This is a genomic window from Nocardia beijingensis NBRC 16342, assembly GCF_001612785.1.
Classification (GTDB): domain Bacteria; phylum Actinomycetota; class Actinomycetes; order Mycobacteriales; family Mycobacteriaceae; genus Nocardia; species Nocardia beijingensis.
The window spans coordinates 167,771-188,350 of sequence record NZ_BDBC01000029.1 but is presented as its reverse complement, the minus strand read 5'-3'; the positions used below and the strand labels follow the sequence as shown (position 1 = coordinate 188,350).

General features: G+C 68.8%; 22 protein-coding genes. 8 read left to right on the top strand and 14 right to left on the bottom strand.

What is annotated here, in order from left to right; all coding sequences use genetic code 11:
* Positions 1-45: 45 nt before the first annotated feature.
* The 12 genes from NB3_RS18335 to cofD all read right to left on the bottom strand — a co-directional run bounded on the left by NB3_RS18335 (position 46) and on the right by cofD (position 10,201).
* Positions 46-693, bottom strand: a complete 648-nt coding sequence (locus NB3_RS18335) for a dTMP kinase (protein ID WP_067804551.1) — start codon at positions 691-693, stop codon at positions 46-48.
* Positions 694-906: 213 nt separating this feature from the next.
* On the bottom strand, positions 907-1,254 hold the full coding sequence (locus NB3_RS18330) for a hypothetical protein (RefSeq protein WP_218020591.1): 348 nt from the start codon (positions 1,252-1,254) through the stop codon (positions 907-909).
* On the bottom strand, positions 1,247-1,726 hold the full coding sequence (locus tag NB3_RS35100) for a hypothetical protein (protein WP_218020590.1): 480 nt from the start codon (positions 1,724-1,726) through the stop codon (positions 1,247-1,249). Before NB3_RS35100 ends, NB3_RS18330 begins: the two co-directional genes overlap by 8 nt.
* A 231-nt stretch (positions 1,727-1,957) precedes the next feature.
* On the bottom strand, positions 1,958-3,442 hold the full coding sequence (gene ahcY, locus NB3_RS18325; protein ID WP_067804541.1) for an adenosylhomocysteinase: 1,485 nt from the start codon (positions 3,440-3,442) through the stop codon (positions 1,958-1,960).
* Positions 3,443-3,502: 60 nt separating this feature from the next.
* The gene (locus tag NB3_RS18320; RefSeq protein WP_244891955.1) at positions 3,503-4,684 is read right to left on the bottom strand and encodes an alkane 1-monooxygenase; all 1,182 of its coding nucleotides are present in this window, start codon (positions 4,682-4,684) and stop codon (positions 3,503-3,505) included.
* A gap of 190 nt (positions 4,685-4,874) precedes the next feature.
* A complete protein-coding gene (locus tag NB3_RS18315) occupies positions 4,875-5,495 on the bottom strand; it encodes a TetR/AcrR family transcriptional regulator (RefSeq protein WP_067804537.1) in 621 nt (206 codons plus the stop codon).
* A gap of 40 nt (positions 5,496-5,535) precedes the next feature.
* Entirely contained in the window at positions 5,536-5,718 is a 183-nt protein-coding gene (locus NB3_RS18310; RefSeq protein ID WP_043730863.1) for a rubredoxin, read from the bottom strand.
* Complete coding sequence (locus NB3_RS18305; protein ID WP_067804532.1) at positions 5,715-5,888, bottom strand: rubredoxin; 174 nt, start codon at positions 5,886-5,888, stop codon at positions 5,715-5,717. Before NB3_RS18305 ends, NB3_RS18310 begins: the two co-directional genes overlap by 4 nt.
* Positions 5,885-7,135: an alkane 1-monooxygenase gene (locus NB3_RS18300; RefSeq protein WP_067804530.1), complete on the bottom strand. Its 1,251-nt coding sequence runs from the start codon at positions 7,133-7,135 to the stop codon at positions 5,885-5,887. Before NB3_RS18300 ends, NB3_RS18305 begins: the two co-directional genes overlap by 4 nt.
* Before the next feature lie 171 nt (positions 7,136-7,306).
* Positions 7,307-7,825, bottom strand: coding sequence for an NUDIX hydrolase (locus tag NB3_RS18295; RefSeq protein WP_067804528.1), 519 nt, complete (start codon positions 7,823-7,825; stop codon positions 7,307-7,309).
* Positions 7,826-7,859: 34 nt separating this feature from the next.
* Positions 7,860-9,206 (bottom strand): coenzyme F420-0:L-glutamate ligase, encoded by a 1,347-nt coding sequence (locus NB3_RS18290; protein WP_084823454.1) that lies wholly within the window; start codon positions 9,204-9,206, stop codon positions 7,860-7,862.
* Complete coding sequence (gene cofD, locus NB3_RS18285) at positions 9,203-10,201, bottom strand: 2-phospho-L-lactate transferase (RefSeq protein WP_067804521.1); 999 nt, start codon at positions 10,199-10,201, stop codon at positions 9,203-9,205. Before cofD ends, NB3_RS18290 begins: the two co-directional genes overlap by 4 nt.
* Before the next feature lie 492 nt (positions 10,202-10,693).
* Here cofD and NB3_RS18280 point away from each other — a divergent pair, with 492 nt between their 5' ends.
* The 7 genes from NB3_RS18280 (at position 10,694) to NB3_RS18250 (ending at position 17,185) form a co-directional block, all read left to right on the top strand.
* Positions 10,694-10,927, top strand: coding sequence for a WhiB family transcriptional regulator (locus NB3_RS18280; RefSeq protein WP_029901515.1), 234 nt, complete (start codon positions 10,694-10,696; stop codon positions 10,925-10,927).
* A gap of 125 nt (positions 10,928-11,052) precedes the next feature.
* Positions 11,053-11,532 (top strand): metallopeptidase family protein, encoded by a 480-nt coding sequence (locus tag NB3_RS18275; RefSeq protein WP_168434228.1) that lies wholly within the window; start codon positions 11,053-11,055, stop codon positions 11,530-11,532.
* 301 nt (positions 11,533-11,833) lie between these two features.
* Positions 11,834-12,214 (top strand): DUF3499 domain-containing protein, encoded by a 381-nt coding sequence (locus NB3_RS18270; protein WP_039800382.1) that lies wholly within the window; start codon positions 11,834-11,836, stop codon positions 12,212-12,214.
* Positions 12,215-12,266: 52 nt separating this feature from the next.
* A complete protein-coding gene (locus NB3_RS18265) occupies positions 12,267-13,643 on the top strand; it encodes a phosphomannomutase/phosphoglucomutase (RefSeq protein WP_067804519.1) in 1,377 nt (458 codons plus the stop codon).
* 118 nt (positions 13,644-13,761) lie between these two features.
* Positions 13,762-14,964: a serine/threonine-protein kinase gene (locus NB3_RS18260; protein ID WP_067804517.1), complete on the top strand. Its 1,203-nt coding sequence runs from the start codon at positions 13,762-13,764 to the stop codon at positions 14,962-14,964.
* Positions 14,964-16,184: a mannose-6-phosphate isomerase, class I gene (gene manA / locus NB3_RS18255; protein ID WP_067804514.1), complete on the top strand. Its 1,221-nt coding sequence runs from the start codon at positions 14,964-14,966 to the stop codon at positions 16,182-16,184. Before NB3_RS18260 ends, manA begins: the two co-directional genes overlap by 1 nt.
* A 74-nt stretch (positions 16,185-16,258) precedes the next feature.
* Positions 16,259-17,185 (top strand): cation diffusion facilitator family transporter, encoded by a 927-nt coding sequence (locus NB3_RS18250; protein ID WP_067804512.1) that lies wholly within the window; start codon positions 16,259-16,261, stop codon positions 17,183-17,185.
* Positions 17,186-17,209: 24 nt separating this feature from the next.
* Here the strand turns inward: NB3_RS18250 and NB3_RS18245 are convergent, their stop codons facing one another.
* Positions 17,210-18,679, bottom strand: coding sequence for a phytoene desaturase family protein (locus NB3_RS18245; RefSeq protein ID WP_067804509.1), 1,470 nt, complete (start codon positions 18,677-18,679; stop codon positions 17,210-17,212).
* Positions 18,680-18,911: 232 nt separating this feature from the next.
* Between NB3_RS18245 and NB3_RS18240 the strand changes: the two genes are divergently transcribed.
* Complete coding sequence (locus NB3_RS18240) at positions 18,912-19,127, top strand: DUF4287 domain-containing protein (protein WP_067804506.1); 216 nt, start codon at positions 18,912-18,914, stop codon at positions 19,125-19,127.
* Positions 19,128-19,181: 54 nt separating this feature from the next.
* On the opposite strand, the gene NB3_RS18235 is transcribed toward NB3_RS18240, so the two are convergent.
* Positions 19,182-20,540 carry a cation:dicarboxylate symporter family transporter gene (locus NB3_RS18235; protein ID WP_067804503.1) on the bottom strand — a complete coding sequence of 453 codons (1,359 nt, stop codon included), beginning with the start codon at positions 20,538-20,540 and terminating at the stop codon, positions 19,182-19,184.
* Positions 20,541-20,580: the final 40 nt, after the last annotated feature.

Here is a 20,580-nt window from a genome sequence, read left to right as displayed (position 1 = left end):
GGGCCGCCACGCCAACACTGGTGCGAACCCGCGGCACAGCCAACCTTATCGACCAACGATTTCGGTGATGCGCGCGGCCAGCACAGCCGGACCGTCGTCGGATCGGTACGTCCACCAGGGTCCGCGCCAGTCGCGTTCGGCCAGCTCACGGTACACCGCGCCGGTGCGGTCCTGGAGACCGCCGTCGCGTTCGTAGGCGTCGAGCGCGCGCTCGGCGTCGAGTTCGCCACGCGTGCGGGCACGCTCGGCGGCGAGCTCGGTGGGCACGTCCAGCAATACCTGGAGCGCGGGCTCCGGTAGAGCGAATCTGCCGAACTCCAATTCGCCCACCCAGGCCACGATTTCACCGTCCGCCGACTGCCCCAGGCGGGCGGCCGAATAGGCGGCGTTGGAAGCGACATAACGGTCGAGAAGCACAACGTCGTTGTCGGCCAAGAGCTTCGACAGCTCGTCGGCGGCGTCCGCGCGGTCCAGCGCGAACAACAGCGCCATGCCGCTGACCGAGCCCGCCAGGTCGCCGTGCGCGCCACGCAGCGCCTCGGCGGCCAGGTCGGCGTGCACCGAGACGCGGTAGCGCGGGAAGGCCATCGTGGCGACCCGCAGCCCGCGCCCACGCAGATCGGCGACCACCCGCTCGATCAGCGTCCGCTTACCCGCGCCGTCGAGCCCTTCGACCGCTATCAGCACTCCCATGACCAGGCACACTACCCCTCCTGTCGACGTGCGCGAACACCGCCTCACCAGCACATATGCCAGTGGACCGGCTGGCAGGCCCGCGGGTCTTGGCGGGACGCTTGTCCAATGCGCAGCTTCCGCCAACCCACAACACCCGCCCCACCGAAGGGCGTTCTGGTCTGAAGACGAAGGGCGGAACGAACTCGACTGCCAGCTGTCTCGGCGCGATGCTCAGTCGGAGCCGACCGCGGTAAGACCGTACTCGCCGATGCGGATCACGCCGGGCCTCGAAAGGCCACCCAGCTTGTACATGGCCTCAGCGAGATGCGTCGAGACCAAGCTTTTCCACCATTCCCAGGACGATTGCGGCGAAGCCTCATGTCCACCATCACTCACCGTCCTTTGGTAGTACTCGGCAAGCTCGTCTCTGGTGAACCGGATCTCCACCGGCGGGCGGACCGATTCTCCGGCGCGTTGTTCGACCCACAGCGAACCGTTTCGCTCAACGATGCCGAGATCCCAATCTCGGCCCGCCTCGATGATCGAACTCACCAGATCGTCACCAGTCGGGTCAGGCACGGCAACCACCTCCGGGATATGCGGTCGCGATATTCCCCGTTGCGGTATTTACGATAACCGTTGGCTGCGCGGTCGTCTCAATCGTGCCACGCACCTTGTTGACCAGGTAGATCTGGCCGGAGTAGCAGTACCTGTCACTCCCCACCGAGCGTTGAACGTCGGGGTTGTCCATTGATTTAGCGATGGCTATGTCAGCGATGTCGCGCCAGTTCCTGCCCTCGATATCGGCAAGCCGTTGCCAATCGTTCAGATGTGAACCTTGGACATGCCGGAAACCCCAGCCTCTATTGCCGCACCGCAGCGTGCCCTTGCTGTATGTAGCGACGACCTTATCTTCCGGCGTACTTATGCCGCACGCACCCCACACCTGCTGGGCTGAGGCACTAGGTGCGGTCGCTACTACACCGCCGGCAACCAGAGCGCCCAGCAGGACTGCGAGGCTCACTCGAATCGGTCCTCGGATGTGCTTCATCTCGGACTCCCCCTCCTATGCACTGCACCATGCTGCGCCGCAGCGGCATCACATGACCAGTGGAGACTCTCCCCGGCCAGAAGCATATCGGGTCGGCAGGCCGGCTTCGATGGATTTTCGCCCGGTCGACTGTAACGCTGGCCTATCGCAGAAGCAGGTGAGGATTGCCCGATGCGAGAAACGGTGCCGCTGACACCTTTCGGTGTCAGCGGCTTCCGATTGTTCCGCGGCTCAGTAGCGGTAGTGATCCGGCTTGTACGGGCCCTCGACGTCGACGCCGATGTACTCGGCCTGGTCCTTGGTGAGCTTGGTCAGCTCGCCGCCGAGCGCTTCGACGTGGATGCGGGCGACCTTCTCGTCCAGGTGCTTCGGCAGCCGGTAGACCTCGTTGTCGTACTCCTCCGGCTTGGTCCACAGCTCGATCTGCGCGATGACCTGGTTGGAGAAGCTGTTGGACATCACGAAGGACGGGTGGCCGGTCGCGTTGCCGAGGTTGAGCAGACGACCCTCCGACAGCACCAGGATCGAGCGGCCGGTCTCCTTGAACGTCCACAGGTCGACCTGCGGCTTGATGTTCAATTTCGTTGCGCCGGAACGCTCCAGCGCCGCCATGTCGATCTCGTTGTCGAAGTGGCCGATGTTGCCGAGGATGGCCTGGTCCTTCATCGCCTTCATGTGCTCGAGGGTGATGATGTCCTTGTTGCCGGTGGCCGTGATGACGATGTCGGCATCGCCGATCGCCTTCTCCACGGTCACCACGTCGTAGCCGTCCATCAGCGCCTGCAGCGCGTTGATCGGGTCGATCTCGGTGACCTGCACCCGGGCGCCCTGTCCGGCAAGCGATTCCGCGCAGCCCTTGCCGACATCGCCGTAGCCGCAGATCAATACCTTCTTGCCGCCGATGAGCACATCGGTGCCGCGGTTGATGCCGTCGATCAGCGAGTGGCGAGTGCCGTACTTGTTGTCGAACTTGCTCTTGGTGACCGAGTCGTTGACGTTGATCGCCGGGAAGACCAGCTCGCCCGCCGCCGCGAACTGGTAGAGCCGCAGCACGCCGGTGGTGGTCTCCTCGGTGACGCCGCGCACCGATTCGGCGATCTTCGTCCACTTGCCCCGGTCGGACTCGAAGCGCTCGCGCAGCAGGTTCAGGAACACCTTGTACTCGGCCGAGTGGTCCTCGTCCTCCGGCGGCACCACGCCCGCCTTCTCGAACTGCGCGCCGCGCAGCACGAGCATGGTGGCGTCGCCGCCGTCGTCGAGGATCATGTTGGCGGGCTCGCCCGGCCAGGTGAGCATCTGCTCGGCGGCCCACCAGTACTCCTCCAGGGTCTCGCCCTTCCAGGCGAACACCGGGGTGCCCTTCGGCTCGTCGACGGTGCCGTTCGGGCCGACGACCACGGCGGCGGCCGCGTGGTCCTGGGTGGAGAAGATGTTGCAGGAGGCCCAGCGAACCTCGGCGCCGAGGCTGGTCAGGGTCTCGATCAGCACCGCGGTCTGCACGGTCATGTGCAGCGAGCCGGAGATGCGCGCGCCCTGCAGCGGCCGCACCTCGGCGTACTCACGGCGCAGCGCCATCAGACCGGGCATCTCGTGTTCGGCCAGACGGATCTCCTTGCGGCCGAAATCGGCCAGCGACAGATCCGCCACCTTGTAGTCGATGCCGTTGCGGACATCGGCGGTCAACGACGTGCGTGCGGGAAGTTCTGAGGTGGTCATCAGCCTCTCCTGGTTCGGCAAGTACCGAGGCAAGGCTAGTCGCTCACGACCGGGCGCGGTCTAGGCGGCCGTCCCTCCCAGACGCGGACCGGCCTCCGGCTCGGCTGCCGCCGGGATGCCGCGAGCCGCCAGCAAGCGGCGCCGCTTCCGCGGCTGGACGTTCGCCAGGGTGATGTCGCCGCCGTAGTGGGCGAGAACGCGGGGGTCCATCACTCGCCGCCACAGCGGCGGGACGGCGGCGAGCACGATCATCGCGGCGTAGCCCGCGGGCAGTTGCGGGGCCTGCTCCGAGGTGCGCAGCGTCTGGTAGCGGCGGCCTGGGTTGGCGTGGTGATCGCTGTGCCGCTGCAAGTGGAACAGGAAGATGTTGGTGACCAGATGGTCACTGTTCCAGCTGTCGCGCGGCGAACAGCGGGCGTACCTGCCGTTCGGGCGGCGGGCCCGGAGCAAGCCGTAGTGCTCGACGTAGTTGACCGTCTCCAGCAGGCCGAAGCCGATCACGGCTTGCAGCAGCAGCCAGGGCAGCACCTGGTAGCCGAACGCCGCGATCAGGCCGCCGAACAGCACGAGCGTCATCGACCAGGCCTGCAGGATGTGGTTGTGCACGCTCCACCAGCCCCTGCCGTTGCGCGCGAGCCGCTCGCGCTCGAGCGCGAGCGCCGAGCGGAAACTGCCGGACACGCTGCGCGGCAGGAACTCCCACAGCGACTCGCCGAGGCGGGCGCTCGCCGGGTCCTCCGGAGTCGCCACCCGCACGTGGTGGCCGCGGTTGTGCTCGACGAAGAAGTGCCCGTAACCGGACTGCGCGAGCGCGATCTTGGCCAGCCAGCGCTCCATCCGTTCGACCCGGTGCCCGAGTTCGTGTGCGGCGTTGATCCCGATGCCGCTGACGAATCCGAGCGTGGCGGCAAGACCCAGCTTGTCGAGCACGCTCAGCTCGTCCCCGGCCCACATGTAGCTCGCGATCACCAAGCCGATCAGCTGCACGGGCAGCATCAGATAGGTGCACCACCGGTAGTACCGGTCGTTGGAGAGCCGCTCGTAGTCCTCGTCCTTCGGGTTGGTGCCGTCGACGCCGATCGACCAATCCAGCAGCGGAATGACGATCAGCACGATGATCGGGCCGATCCACCAGAAGACGTCGAGGCCGGTGTGCAGCACCAGTTGCGATGGCAGCAACGCGGACGCGGGCGGAAGCAAGCCCAGAAGCCACAGATGGCGTTTGGGATCGGGCGATCCCACCGGTTTGCCAACCGTTTGCACTTTTGCCCCACTCGAAGAAGACCCGAACACCGTCGCATGAGAATACTTGCAGACTTGTTCTCCGTTACAACCGTGTTGTCGGTTGAGACGTGATCGCTATTGAAAGCCGCGCAGTCGGTTTTCAATGTGCTGCATGTGCGCCAGTCGCGAGCCGGTTGCTCACTCGGGCTCAGCTCTGCACGCGCGCGGCGAGGATCGCTTCGACGTACGGACTCAGCAGCGCGCTCAATTCCGCGGGCGCGTCCCGCCCCGGACCGGGCGGAGTAGGGATGTAGCTGAGGGCGATCCGCACCAGCGCGTGCGCGATGACGTCGGATTCGGCCGCCGTCGAGGCCACCCAGCTGTACTGGAAGGCACGCGAGAGACGTTCGGTCGCGTGCTCCAGCAACGGTCCCGCGTCCAGAGTGATCAGGCGCAGCAGATCCAACTTCACCTCACCCGCGATCAGCGACTGCACCAGCGGGTCGGACGCCGCGTCGAAGAAGAAGTTCGCCATGCCGTCACGGAACGCGGCACGGACGTCACCGACGTTGCCATTGATGGCGGCGTCCACATGATCCACCAGGAAGTCGGCCAGGCGCAGGGCGTAGGCCTGGGTGAGACCCGCGCGCGAGCCGAACTCGTTGTACAGGGTCTGCCTGCTCACGCCCGCCCTGGCCGCGACGTCGCCGAGCGTGATCTTGGACCAGTCCCGCTCGGTGAGCAGCTCGCGCATCGCGTCCAGGACCGACGTCCGCAGCAGGTCCCGCGCGGCCTCCTGATAGGGAATCCTGGTTCCGGTGCGCGGCATACCCGCGACACTGTCACGGGCGCCTGCCGCAGTCAAAATCTCACGACCGTTCGATTTCGACCATGTAGAAATCCGCCTTCGCGGCGCCGCAATCCGGACAGGTCCAGTCGTCGGGGATGTCGTCCCACCGGGTGCCAGGGGCGATGCCGTCCTCCGGCCAGCCCTCGGCTTCGTCGTATTCGAAGCCGCACTGGATGCACTGATACAGCTTGTACTCCGTCATTTCCCGACCTCCATCGGCTCGAAATCGATCTTCTCCCGGACGCCGCAATCCGGGCAGCACCAGTCGTCCGGCACCGTCTCCCACCGGGTGCCCGGCGGGAAACCCTCGTGCGGCGCGCCTTTCGCCTCGTCGAAGACGTAGTCGCAGACGGGGCAGCGATACGCGCTCACGCCGCGTCCTTCCCGGCGGCGCGCTGCGAGCCGTAGCGCGCCAGCACCTTCTCCCGCTTGCCGGGATCGATATTGGCCCTGGTGATGTCGCCGTCGTAGTGCGCGAGCACGCGCTTGTCCATGACGCGACGCCACAGCGGCGGGAAGTAGGCGAGCAGGATCATGCTGGCATAGCCGCTCGGCAGGTTGGGCGCGCCGTCCCAGCTGCGCAGCGTCTGGTAGCGCCGGGTCGGGTAGGCGTGGTGGTCGCTGTGCCGCTGTAGGTGGTACAGGAAGATGTTGGTGACGATGTGGTCGCTGTTCCAGCTGTGCACCGGGGCGGGACGCTCGTACCGGCCGCTCGCCGTGCGCTGCCGCACCAGGCCGTAGTGCTCCAGGTAGTTGACCGCCTCCAGCAGGCTGAAGCCCACCACGGCCTGCAGGATCAGATACGGCAGCAGCTCGATGCCGAACACCGTCACCAGGACCGCGAACAGCACCGCCGACATCAGCCAGGCGCTGAGCACTTCGTTGCGCAAGGTCAACGGCTTCTTGCCGAGCCGGTCCAGCCGCGCCTTCTCCAACTGCCAGGACGACTTCAGGCTGCCCCACACGGTGCGCGGCCAGAAGGCCCAGAAGGTCTCGCCCACGCGGGAACTCGCCGGGTCCTCCGGCGTCGCGACGCGCACGTGATGGCCGCGGTTGTGCTCGATGTAGAAGTGCCCGTAGCAGGACTGGGCCAGCGCGATCCGCGACAGCCAGCGCTCCAGGTCCACCTTCTTGTGGCCGAGTTCGTGCGCGGTGTTGATGCCGATGCCGCCGATCATGCCGACGGTGATCGCCAGCCCGATCTTGTCCACCACGTGCAGCCCGCCATCGATGCCGAGCCAGCCCACGTGGTCCGCGGTGATCAGGTAGGCCGCCATCACCAGCGTCGCGTACTGGAACGGCAGGTACAGGTAGGTGAGGTAGCGGTAGTACTTGTCGTTCTCCAGGTACTCCATCACCTCGTCGGGCGGGTTGTCGCCGTCCGGGCCGAAGAAGATGTCCGCGATCGGGATCAGCACGTAGACCAGGATCGGCCCGAGCCAGAACGGCACCTGCGCGAGGCGGTGCCAGCCCAGCTCGTTGAGGCCCCAGATCAGCGGCAGGCCGATGAGGAACAGGCCGGCCGGGGCGAACAGGCCCCACAGCCACATATAACGCTTGCGATCCCGCCAGGCCGGTACCTCGACCGGCTGAGCGGACGCGTCGGCGTGCGTCGACATCGTTGTCTCCATTCCCGAAAGCACGTCACATGTGACGCGCATTACCTCACCTCTGGACGATAGACGGACATTTGTCGCTTGTCTAGACAAATGCGGCGATTTGTAAAGCACCGGTCCCACGAGAAAGCCCCGGCCGGAGGTGACTCCGGCCGGGGCTCGTCGAGAGGCGACTCAGCGCAACAGCACGTCGGCGTCGGCGGGCAGGGCGTGCACCGGCCACCAGCGCAGGTCGGTGGATTCGTGGCTGCGCACCGGGATCGCGCCCGCGGGGGCGGTGATGCGGAACAGCAGGTCCAGGTGTCTGGTGGGGACGCCGAGGGAGCAGGTGATGGGGTGCGCCTGCGCGCCGTACAGTCCCGGTTCCAGCCGCAGGTCCGCGATGCCGGACTCCTCGGTGGCCTCGCGCAACGCGGCGTCCGCGACCGTCTCGTCCCGCTCTTCGCAATGGCCGCCGAGCTGGATCCAGCGTCCGACCCGCGGGTGCAGGGTCAGCAGCACCTCGCGACCGTCGGCGGAGAACACGACCGCGGAGGCGGTGATGTGGCCCGGCGCGTGCTCGCGCAGGCAACCACGCGGCGCCGAACCGAGGAATGCCAGCATCGCCTCACGCAGCGATCGCTCCGGATCGGTTCCCGGACACCACGTCTCGAGCAGCTCGGTGGCCGAAGCGCGCAGTGATTCCGCGCTCACCGGAGCCGCTCTCCCACCGCCGGAACGGGGCGCTTCACAGCTCGACCAGCCCGGAGCCCGCGCTCGCCGGCTGCCGCGGGGTCGGCTCCTCCAGCGGATGACCGATGGCGACGGCGCCCAGCGGACTCCAGTCCTCGGCCAGGCCGAGCACGTCCCGGGTTACCTCGGGGGCGAAGATCGTCGACCCGATCCAGCAGCTGCCGATGCCCTCGGTGGCGAGGGCGACCAGCAGGCCCTGCACCGCCGCGCCCACCGCGACGGTGAACATGGTGCGCTCGTCGGCCCGCCTGCGCTCGTCCGGATAGTCGTGCGCGCCGTCGGGCACGCAGAACGGGATGATCACCTCGGGCGCGTCGAACAGGATGCGTCCACGCGCGACCCGGCGCTCGATCCGTTCCGGCGACAGGCCGTCCGCGGTCAGATCGGCGCGCCACTTGTCCGCCATCGCCTCGAGCAGCCGGGTGCGCAGCTCCGGCGTGCGCAACCACACGAACCGCACCGGGCGCGTGTGGTGCGGAGCCGGGGCGGTCAGCGCGACCGACACCGCCGAGCGGATCCGTTCGGGATCGACCGGAGCGTCGGAGAACTGGCGGATCGAGCGACGCAGGAGGATCGCCTCCTTGCGACCGCGTTCGATGGCCTCCGCGGTGCCGAGCCAGAACAGGTCGTCGGTGCCGCCGCGCAGCAGATCGGCGGCGCCGGAACCGTCGTCGACGATCGGCAGCCCGCGCACCACGGCGACCGGAACGCCGCCGAGCTTGCCCTTGACCAGGTCCGCCGCGGCGGCCAGCTCGTCCGCCACGGCCACCTGGGTGACGAACAGCTCGTTGCCCTGGCCGTCCACCGCGCCCGCGTAATCGTGCAGCACCCGCAGGCCCGCCGCGCCGATGGCCGCGTCGGTCTGCCCGTTGCGCCAGGCCCGGCCCATCGTGTCGGTGACGACCACCGCGGCCGTCACGCCCAGCCGGTCGGCGAGCGCCGCGCGCAGCGCCTTGGCGCTGGCGTCCGGGTCGGTGGGCAGCAGCACGAGCTCGCCCTTCTCGACGTTCGAGCCGTCCACGCCGGAGGCGGCCTGCACGATGCCCAGCTTGTTCTCGGTGATCAGGGTGCGGCCCTTGCGCGCGAGCACCCGCACCGCCTCCTGGTCGACGAGACTGCGCCGGACCGCGTCGCGCTCCTCCGGATCCAGCGGCGCTTCCACGATGCGCCCTTCGACCTTGGCGACGATCTTGCTGGTGACCACGAGCACGTCACCGTCGGCGAGCCAGGGCGCGCGGCGGGCGATGTGCTCGGCGAGGTCGTCGCCGGGCCGGAATTCGGGCAGCCCGGTGACGGGCAGGATGCGCAGCTCTCCTGCCGCGTGGTCGGTCGGTGTGCTCACAGGGCGACTCCAGCGAGATCCAATGCCTGACGCACCATCTCGGCGGTGGTCGGCGGGTCGGTCATCAACAACGGGACGCTACGCACCTCGACGCCGGGCACATCGGCGGTGTCGGTGCTGTGGATCAGCCAGCCGTCGAGGATCCCGGTGGCCGAGCGGGCGCCGTAGTACCGGCCGATCGCCTCGGCCGTCGTCTCCACCCCGATCACCGACAGGCACTCGTCGGCCATACCGCGCAGCGGCTTGCCATCGATCACCCCCGACACGCCGATCACCTTCGCCGGGGTGGTGCGCAGCGCGCCCCTGATACCGGGCACGGCGAGGATGGCGCCGATGCTCACGACGGGGTTCGACGGCGCGAGGAGGACCACGTCGGCGGATTCTATGATATCGATCACATTTGGGGCAGGTTTGGCTTCATCGGCGCCAATTGTGGCGAATCCATGGGTGTCGATGTTCGCGCGGTAGCGAACCCACCACTCTTGAAAATGGATCGCGCGCCGTTCGCCAGGGTTGTCCGGATCGGACACCACGACATGCGTTTCGCAGCGATCGTCGGTTGCCGGGATCAGTTTCACGCCGGGCTGCCACCGGTTGCACAGCGCCTCGGTGACGGTGGAGAGCCGGTATCCGGCGCGCAACATTTCGGTGCGGACGAGATGCGTGGCGATATCGCGGTCCCCCAAGCCGAACCAGTCCGGCTGGGCGTGATATTTCGCGAGCTCCTCCTTGGCGTGCCAGGTCTCGCCGACCCGGCCCCAGCCCCGGTCGGTATCGATGCCGCCGCCCAGCGTATACATGCAGGTGTCGAGGTCGGGGCAGATCCTGAGCCCGTGCATCCAGACGTCGTCGCCGACGTTCACGATCGCGGAGACGTCCGCCTCGGGCAGCAGTTCCCGGACGCCCTGAAGGAAACGCGCGCCACCGACACCGCCGACCAGCACGGCGATCCGGGGTCCGTTCGCGGGCGTGGCGTCCGCTTGTTGTCCAGTCACATCCGCACAGCCTATGCGCTGACGCGAAGTCTCCCGTTCGCGACAAATTTGCTATACATTTGCTAACGCACATCACAAGCGGGACTCGGAATGCGGCTGCGGATAGTAACGGAATAGCGACGGCGGCTTGACCATCGACGCGTCCGGCGTGTCTAATCACAGTCATGTCATTCCGGGTTCGCGCGAGAGATCAACGCGCGAGCGACTTTTCGAACAGACGTTCGCATCGGTGTGACAAGCTCGGGGACGTCCGCGGGACAACGTCGCGGGGTATGGCCGTCGGTGCGCGTGTTGGTCCGACGGAAAGAATCATTCTGCGCTAACACACAGTGAGGAGGCGGAGCGATGGCCAACGAGATGGTCTCGCCGACCGATTCCACAGCAGGCGCAGCACGTGGCGTCTGCGCAGATAACGGCGGCTGGAAGGACCAAGAGGGGGGTGACGGAGTCACGGCGCCTCGGCTCAGCCTGGTCGTGACCGGCTTCGACGAGATGTTCGAATCCATCGAAGAGCAGTGGCAGGAGCGCGCCTTGTGCGCGCAGACCGATCCGGAGGCGTTCTTCCCCGAGAAGGGCGGCTCCACCCGCGAGGCCAAGCGGATCTGCATGGGCTGCGAGGTCCGCGACGAGTGCCTGGAATACGCGCTCGCGCACGATGAGCGCTTCGGCATCTGGGGCGGCCTCTCCGAGCGGGAGCGCCGCCGCCTCAAGCGCGGCATCGGCTGACAGACATCCGCGATGCCCGGAGCCGCCCGCCCCACCGGGGCGCTCCGGGCACGCGCGACACGGCCGACAGATCTCCAACCGCCTCGGTGCGGACGGCCGGAGCCGACTGGCCTAGATTTTCTCTCATGGCACGTTCCCGTAAGCGTCGACCGCCGACCGCGCGGTCGGTGATCCGCCGCGGCCGCGGAGTGCGCGGACCGATGCTGCCACCCACCGTGCCCGCTTGGCGGACCAGGGGCCAGAAGTTCGACCGGCTGGTGCTCGAGGCGTTCGCCCCCTTGGACTCCCGCTGGCACGACCGGCTCACCAAACTCGACATCGCGGTCGACGACGTTCCGAAAATCCGTCCGCTGCATCCCGATTCGGTCACCTGGCCGGACGAGGTCGTCGCCGACGGCCCGGTTCCGCTGTCCCGGCTCATCCCGGCGGGCGTCGACCGGCACGGCGCGGCCACCAGGGCCAGGGTGGTGCTGTTCCGCAAGCCGCTCGAGCTGCGCGCCAGCGACCCCGACGACCTCGTCGATCTGCTGCGCGAAGTGCTGGTCCAGCAGGTCGCGACCTACCTCGGCGTCGATCCGGACGTGATCGATCCGGAAGCGGAGTGAATCGCACCCATCCACCCGGCGGCGGCCCCCGAATGCGTTGCGGGGCAAGCGCGGGCACGCGCGTGTAGGCGGTCGCCGGCTGGGTATCCCGGTACCCACGCCGTGACGAACCGCCGTCGGCGCGCATGCGGACACCGTCATCCGCGCGTGGCGAGGTATGTCGTCCGGATCACCGCGGGGCACGTCGTGGCCCCGCGGAACCTCGTGCTGCCCTCGTTCCGCGACGCACGGACCGAGATTCTTCAAGCGTGTCTGTCCCCATCGACGCGCCAGGGGGGTTACTCTCATCGGCGTGATTCCCATGCGTCGTTGCTGCCGACCAGGCTGCAAGAATCCGGCCGTCGCGACGCTCACCTATGTGTACTCCGACTCGACGGCAGTGGTCGGACCACTCGCGACGGTCGCCGAACCGCACTCCTGGGATCTCTGCGAAACGCACGGCTCACGCATCACCGCTCCGAAGGGCTGGGAACTGGTTCGCCACGAAGGCGGTTTCTCCTCCAGCACACCGGACGACGATGATCTGACCGCGCTCGCCGAGGCGGTGCGGGAGGCGGGTTTACGCCGCCGCCCTCCCGAGCGCGAGCAGCGCGGCTATCGCGACTACGCTCCCCCGCCGCCGCGCACCACACGCACGGGTCGCCGCGGCCATCTGCGCGTGCTGCCGGACCCCCCGTCCTGATCGGACCAGGACGGTGTCGGACCGGTCCGGCGCAACCACTAGGGTGTTGGGCATGACAGTCGCCCGCTCTGCCGAATTCGTGAACGCGGTGATCAAGGCCTACGACGTTCGCGGTGTTGTCGGTACACAAATCGACGCGGAATTCGTCAGGGACGTCGGCGCGTCCTTCGCGCGGCTGATGCGCGCCGAGGGCGCCCGCCGGATCGTCATCGGGCACGACATGCGCGACTCCTCGCCCGAGCTGTCGGCCGCCTTCGCCGACGGCGCGCTCGGCCAGGGCCTCGACGTGGTGCACATCGGCTTGGCCTCGACCGACCAGCTGTACTTCGCTTCCGGGCGCCTCGATTGTCCGGGCGCCATGTTCACCGCCAGTCACAACCCGGCCCGCTACAACGGCATCAAACTGTGCCGCGCCAAGGCCCTTCCGGTCGGGCAGGACACCGGGCTCGCCACCATCAAGAACGAGCTGATCGACGGCGTGCCCGGGTACGCGGGCGAGCGCGGCACCGCCACCGAACTCGACCTGCTCACCGAGTACGCCGACTTCCTGCGCGGCCTGGTCGATCTCGGCGGCATCCGCCCGCTCACCATCGCGGTGGACGCGGGCAACGGCATGGGCGGGCACACGGTGCCCGCGGTGCTCGGCGCGCTGCCCCAGGTGACGATCGTGCCGCTGTACTTCGAGCTGGACGGCACCTTCCCCAACCACGAGGCCAACCCGCTCGACCCGGCGAACCTGGTGGACCTGCAGAAGCTGGTGCGCGAGTCCGGCGCTGACATCGGCCTCGCGTTCGACGGCGACGCCGACCGCTGCTTCGTGGTGGACGAGAACGGCGAGCCGGTGTCCCCCTCGGCGATCACCGCCCTGGTCGCCGAGCGCGAGCTGGCCAAGGAACCCGGCGCGGTGATCATCCACAACCTGATCACCTCCCGCGCCGTGCCGGAGCTGGTGCACGAGCTGGGCGGAACGCCGGTGCGCACACGGGTCGGGCATTCGTTCATCAAGCAGGAGATGGCCGCCACCGGAGCGGTGTTCGGCGGCGAGCACTCCGCGCACTACTACTTCCGCGACTTCTGGGGCGCCGACTCCGGAATGCTGGCGGCGTTGCACGTGCTGGCCGCGCTGGGCGAGAAGGACCGGCCGGTGTCGGAGCTGATGGCGTCCTACGCCACCTACGCGGCCTCCGGCGAGATCAACTCCACCGTGGCCGACGCCGCGGAGCGGACGCTGGCCGTCGTGGACGCCTTCGCCGACCGGGCGCATTCGGTGGACCGGCTGGACGGGGTGACCGTGCAATTGGCCGACAACGCCTGGTTCAACCTGCGCGCGTCGAATACCGAGCCGTTGCTCCGGCTGAACGTCGAGGCCAGATCGGCGGAGGAAGTAGACGCACTCGTGACCGAGATCCTGGGCATCGTTCGCTCCTGACTGGAATAGTGGAATCACAGGCCTTGGATTCGTCCGTCTCGGTCTCGGTGTGGCAGCTGGACCGGGTGGGCGCGGGGGCGGAAAAGACACAGCGCGATGAGGGGAGGTGGGACGCCCGATGATCGCTGGAACACCGGTGCTCGACCTCGACGATGCCGCTTCACTCGAGGCCGCCGACGCAGGCGGCGCCCTTCGCTCGGCCGCTTCCGGCGGCGCCCAGGTCCGCGCCACCGCGGCGGCCGTCGGTGAGGACGCGCTGGCCCGATTGGCCGATCTGCGACCGCGCAGCGTGGTGCTCGTCTCCGGTTCCGGGCGTGCCGCACGTGCCGCCGGACTGCTCGTGGCCGCGCTCGGCGACCGGGCTGGTCTGCCCGTCGTGCCCGCCGCCGCCTTGCCGCCGTGGGTGGGGCCGCTGGACGTCGTGCTGGTCTCCGGCGACGACGCGGGCGATCCGCGCCTGATCGACGCCGTCGACCGGGCGCTGCGCCGCGGCGCCGAGGTGGTCGTCGCCGCGCCGCACGAGGGCCCGCTGCGGGCCGCTGCGGCCGGGCGCGCCGCCGTGCTGGAACCTCGGGTGCAGGTGCTCGGGTACAACCGCCTGCTGCGCTTCCTGGCCGCGGGAATCGCGGTCCTGCGCGCGGTCGACCCCCAGCGCACCGGAGCCGTGGTCCCGGAACTCGCCGACCTGGCCGACGTGCTCGACGCCGAGGCGCTGCGCGACGGTCCGCACAACGAGGTCTTCCACAACCCCGCCAAGACGCTGGCCGCCCGGATGCAGCAGCGGGGCATCGTGCTCGCGGGCGATTCGCCCGCCGCCGCCGAACTGGCCGAGCACGGCGCCGAGGTGCTGCTGCAGTCCGCGGGCAAGGTCGCCACCGCGGTGGATCTGGCCGAGGCTGTGGCCGCGCGGACCAGGATGGCCGAGGCGGCAGGCGAATCCGCGCCCGACTTCGACCCGCTGTTCCACGACGAGGAACTGGACGGACCCGCGCCCGTCGAGCGCATCCGGGTGTTCGTGCTCAGCGCCGATCGCGATCGGGCGGCCGCGCGCCGCCGCATCGCGGTGTTCGGCGGCGATGGCGCGAACCTGGTCGACGCCGATCTGGTGAACGCCGACGTCGACCTGCTGCAGACCGAGATGACCGACCCGGCCGCGCCGGCGCCGACCCACGCCGAGGAGGCCGTGCCCGCGAACGGCACCGAACTCGAGCAGCTCGCGGTGCTCGCGCTGCGACTGGAGATGGCCGCCGCCTACCTGCGGCTGATCGGCTCGCGCACCGCACCGGCCGACAGCCAGGAGCAGTTCGGGGGAAGCTACTAGTGCACGAACTCGTTGGTGCGCTGCGCTCGTACGCCTGGGGCTCGCGCACCGCGCTCGCTCAGCTGTGCGGCAGGCCGGTGCCGTCGGCGCATCCGGAGGCCGAACTGTGGTTCGGCGCCCACCCGGCCGATCCGGCGTATGTGAAGACCGGCGCCGGCGCCGTCTCGCTGCAGGAGCTGATAGCCGCCGACCCGAGCCGGGAGCTGGGCTGGGTCGCAACGCGATTCGGCGAGAAGCTGCCGTTCCTGCTCAAGGTCCTTGCCGCCGAGGAGCCGCTGTCGCTGCAGGCGCACCCGAGCACGGAACAGGCGCGGGCCGGTTTCGAGCGGGAGAACCGGGCGAAGGTGCCGCTGAACTCCCCGCTGCGCAACTACCGCGACGACAACCACAAACCCGAGCTGGTCGTCGCGCTGGACCGGCTGGAGGCGCTGGCCGGCTTCCGCGATCCGCATCGCACCGTCGCACTGCTGCGCGCGCTGGCGGTGGACGGATTGCGCTCCTACTGCGAACTGCTCGCCGCGCAGCCGGACAAGGCGGGCCTGCGCACCCTGTTCACCACGTGGATCACGCTGCCGCAGCACGTGCTGGCCACGCTGCTGCCCGAGGTGCTCGACGGCTGCGTGCGGTATCTGTCGGGCAAGGGGGCCCGTGAGTTCACGGCCGAGGCGCGCACGACGCTCGAATTGGCCGAGGCGTACCCGGGCGACGCGGGCGTGCTGGCGGCGCTGCTGCTGAACCGGGTGACCCTGGAGCCGGGCCAGGGATTGTTTCTCGCGGCCGGGAATCTGCACGCGTACCTGCGCGGGGTCGGCGTGGAGATCATGGCGAACTCCGACAACGTGCTGCGCGGCGGACTCACCCCCAAGCACGTCGACGTGCCGGAGCTGTTGCGCGTGCTGGACTTCGAGCCGATCGACCTGCCCACGGTGCTGCCCGAGCCCGCCGGTGACGGGTCGGTGCGCTATCGCACGCCGGTATCGGAGTTCGCGCTGCGCCGTTTCGATCTGGTCGCCGGTTCCGCGCGGGTGCCGCTGACCGCGGCGGGTCCGGCGATCGTGCTGTGCACGGCGGGCACGGTGCGGCTGCTGCGGAACGACTCGTCGCTGGAGCTCACCCGGGGTGGCGCGGCGTGGATCTCCGCCGCCGACACCGATATTCGCGCGCAGGCGGTGGACGGTGACGTCCAGCTGTTCTGCGCGTCCGTCGGCGCGACCGGCTGACCGATCCGGAACGCCGGATTCGGAGTGTCCTAGTCTGTTCGCTGGTATCTCGTAAACAGAGAGGACATGCTTCCATGTCGGCTGGCGGTGGCAAGAAGGCGATCGTCGCGGCGTTGACCGCGAACGCGGGGATCGCCGCGGCGAAGTTCGTCGGTGCGGCGATCACGGGTTCGGGATCGATGCTCGCCGAAGCCGTGCACTCCGTGGCCGACACGGGCAACCAGGGACTGCTGCTGCTGGGCCAGCGGCGCGCCGCGAAGGAAGCCGACGAGCTGCACCCGTTCGGTTACGCGCGCAACCGCTACTTCTATTCGTTCATCGTGGCGCTGGTGCTGTTCACCCTCGGCTCCGGCTACGCCATCTACGAGGGCATCCACAAGATCCAGCACCCGGAGGAGCTGAGTTCGCCGATCGTGGCGGTCGTCATCCTCGTGATCGCGATCGCGTTGGAGTCCTACAGCTTCACCACGGCGATGCGCGAGTCCGCCCCGCTCAAGGGAGACGCGAGCTGGTGGCGATTCATCCGCAACTCGCGCAGCCCCGAGCTGCCGGTGGTGCTGCTGGAGGACACCGGCGCGCTGATCGGCCTGATCTTCGCGTTCGCGGGCGTCGGCCTGACCATGCTCACCGACGACCCGGTCTGGGACGGCATCGGCACGCTGGCCATCGGTGGGCTGCTCGGCGTCATCGCGGTCGTGCTGATCGTGGAGATGCAGAGCCTGCTGATCGGCGAGGGCGCCACGCCGCAGGAGAACCGGCTGATCCGCGCGAACCTGATCGACGAGACCCGCATCGATCGGGTGATCCATCTCAAGACGCAATACCTCGGACCCGAGGAACTGCTCGTGGCCGCGAAGGTGGGCGTCGTGCCCGGCTTGGACATCGCGGCGATCGCCGGTGCCATCGACGACGCCGAATCCCGCGTCCGCACCGCGGTGCCCGCGGCGCGCGTCATCTACCTCGAACCCGATCTCTACCGCACCCAGCCCGCCCAGACTTAGCGACTCGGCGACCGCGGGCAGGGCTCAGCGGTACTGGACCGCAGGGGCGCGTAAGAGGTCGAGCGGATCGGTGCGGAGGTCGAAGCGGTCGCGCAGGGCGTGCCGGGCGGCGTGCAACCCGCACATGCCGTGGACTCCCGGGCCCGGCGGCGTCGCGGACGAGCACAGATAGACGCCGGGAATCGGTGTGGCGTAGGGATTCCAGCGCGGGGCGGGCCGGAACGCGAACTGGCGCAGGGTCATCGCGCCCGCGGAGATGTCGCCGCCGATGTAGTTGGCGTTGTGCGCGGGCATTTCCGCCGCGGTGATCACGTTCTTCGCGATGATCAGGTCGCGGAAACCCGGGGCGAACCGCTCGATCTGGCCGATCACCTCCTCGCTCACGTCGCGGGTGGAACCGTTGGGCACGTGGGCATAGGTGTAGAAGGTGTGGCCGCCCGCGGGCGCGCGGGTCGGATCGACCACGCCGGGCTGGATGGACAGCACGTAGGGCCGTTCGGCGTGTTTTCCCATGGCCACGGCGTGCTCGGCGGCCATGGCCTCGGCGCGGGTGCCGATCACGTGCACCGTTCCGGCGAGCGCGCAACCGTCGGCCCGCCACGGCACCGGTCCGGAGAGGGCGAAGTCGATCTTGCACGCGGCGCCGCCGTACCGGAACCGCCGCAGCCGGTTCGCGTACCGCGCGGGTAAACGGTGCCCCGCGATGCGCAACAGTTCGGCCGGAGCGAGATCGAGCAGCACGGCGCGGGCGCCCGCGAACTCGTCGATCGAGTCGACGCGGTGCCCGGTGTGCACGCGGCCGCCGAGACGTTCCAATTCGGCGATGAGGGCGTCGGGAATCGCCTGACTGCCGCCGCGGGGAATCACCCAGCCTCCGGCATGGGCCAGCGTGCCGAGCAGCAGGGCCGCGCCCGCGGCCGTGATCGCGCGCGGGGGAATGATCGCGTGGGTGGCGATGCCGGTCAGCAAGGCGGGTGCGACCTCGTCGCGGAACCTGACGTTCCACAGCGGCGAGCCCTGCTCCAGGGTGCGCAGGCCGAAACGGATCGAAGTCGCGAGCCCGGACGGGACGCGGCGCAGATCCGACATCGCCAGGTCGACCACGTCCGGCCAGTGCCGCAGCAGCGGAGCGAACAGTTTTCGCCACGCCGGACCGTCGGGGCCGAGCCCGTCGACCGTCCGATCCAGGTCGCGCCAGGCCAGTCCGGCCACCCCGCCGTCGAGCGGATGGGCGTAGGAGACCTCCGGGGCCAGCAACTCGACGCCGTGCGCGGTCAGGTCGAACGCGCGGAACAGCGGTGCGGCCGCCGCCATCGGATGCGCGCCCGCGCACACGTCGTGCCGGTAACCGGGCAAAGTCAGCTCCGCCGTACGGGATCCACCGCCGGCCGTCGCCTCGGCCTCGTACACCTCCACGGCGAGCCCGGCACGGGCCAGGATCACCGCGGCGGCGAGGCCGTTCGGTCCGGAACCGACCACCACCACATCAGCCATACCCCCACGCTACCGGCGACGGGCTCGCCGGCGCGGCCGTCAGGCCCGCGCCGCGCCCACGGCGGCGAGCCTGTTCCGCCACCGACATGGGCAGGCGCCGAGCCCAGTGCGGCGAGGCCGTACAGGGAGTTCCGCACGACCATGATCCCGATCACTCTCCCGGCAATCCGGTGAATTCCCGGAGTCCGTCCCGTCTGCACCATCGAACGCACGACGAGCAAGGAGATCGACCATGGCGACCAAGCCGCACGGCCCCGCGTCCTACTTCCCCTCTATCGAGGCCAAGTACGGTCGCTCCATCGACGAATGGAAGGCCGCCATGCGCGAGACCGGCTCGAGCTCGCACAAGGAACTCGTCGAGTGGCTGAAGACCGAGCACGGATTCGGGCACGGCCACGCCGGCGCCCTCACCCAGCACTACCTGCACCCGGAGAGATGGACGGCCTGACTCCGGACGTCACGAAGGGCCCGCGGATCCCGCGAGCCCTTCGTCGTGCGCGCGCTACGCCTCGACCAGATCCTTGGTCTCGGATTCCCGCGCCTGCGCGGGCGTCCCGTGGCCGTCGTCGACCATGGTCCGCTCGTCGAAGGGGAGTTTGCGATCGAGCACCTCGCGCACCCGGTCCACGTCGACGGTCTTGGTCCAAGTGCCGATCAGCACCGTGGCGACCGCGTTGCCGGAGAAGTTGGTCAGCGCTCGCGCCTCGGACATGAAGCGATCGATGCCGACGATCAAGCCGACGCCGTCGAGCAACTCGGGCCGATGACTCTGCAACCCGCCCGCCAGGGTGGCCAGCCCGGCGCCGGTGACGCCGGCCGCGCCCTTGGACGCGACGATCATGAACACCAGCAGCCCGAGTTGCTCCCCGATGGACAGCGGCTTGCCCATCGCCTCCGCGATGAACAGCGACGCCATGGTCAGGTAGATGGCGGTGCCGTCCAGATTGAACGAATAGCCCGTCGGGACCACGACGCCCACGGTGGTGCGCTCGACGCCCATGTGGTCCATCTTCGCGATCAGCCGCGGCAGCGCCGATTCCGACGACGAGGTCGCGACGATCAGCAGGTACTCCCGCGCGAGGTAGCGGACCAGCTTGAAGATCGACACCCTCGACACGGCCCACAGCAGCAGACCGAGCACACCGAAGACGAAGACCACGCAGGTGAGGTAGAACGCGAGCATCAGCGTGCCCAGCTTCGCCACGGCGTCCAGACCGGTCTTGCCCACCACGTTGGCGATCGCGCCGAACGCGCCGATCGGCGCGAGCCACAGGATCATCACCAGGATCCGGAACACGAGTTTCTGCAACAGCGCCACGCCGCGCAGGATCGGCTCGCCCTGAGCGCCCATGGCCTGCACCGCGAATCCGACCAGTAGCGCGACGAACAGCGCCTGCAGCACGTTGCCGGTGGTGAGCGAGGACAGCAGCGTGGCAGGCACGATGTTCTGGATGAACTCCCAGGTCCCGCCCGCGCCGTGCGCGGTGTCGGCCAAGGTGTGACCGGCTTTGGCCGATGTGGCGATATTCAGTCCCGCCCCCGGTTGCAGCAGGTTGCCGACGACGAGGCCGATCCCCAGCGCGATGGTCGACATGACCAGGAAGTAGCCGATGGCCAGCCCGCCGACCTTGCCGACGGTGGCCGCGGCGCGCACCGAGCCGATCCCGAGCACGATGGTGCAGAAGATGACCGGAGCGATCATCATCTTGATGAGGTTGACGAAGATGGTTCCCAGCGGAGCGAACGACTGCGCGACGCCCGGCGCCAGCCAGCCGACGAGAACGCCGGCGACCACCGCCACGATAACGGCCAGATACAGCCAATGGGTGCGGTCGTGCCGCGTTCGAGTCGAGTCGCTCATAGCGAGGATTTCCCTTCGAAAGGTACCGGCGCGAGGCGGC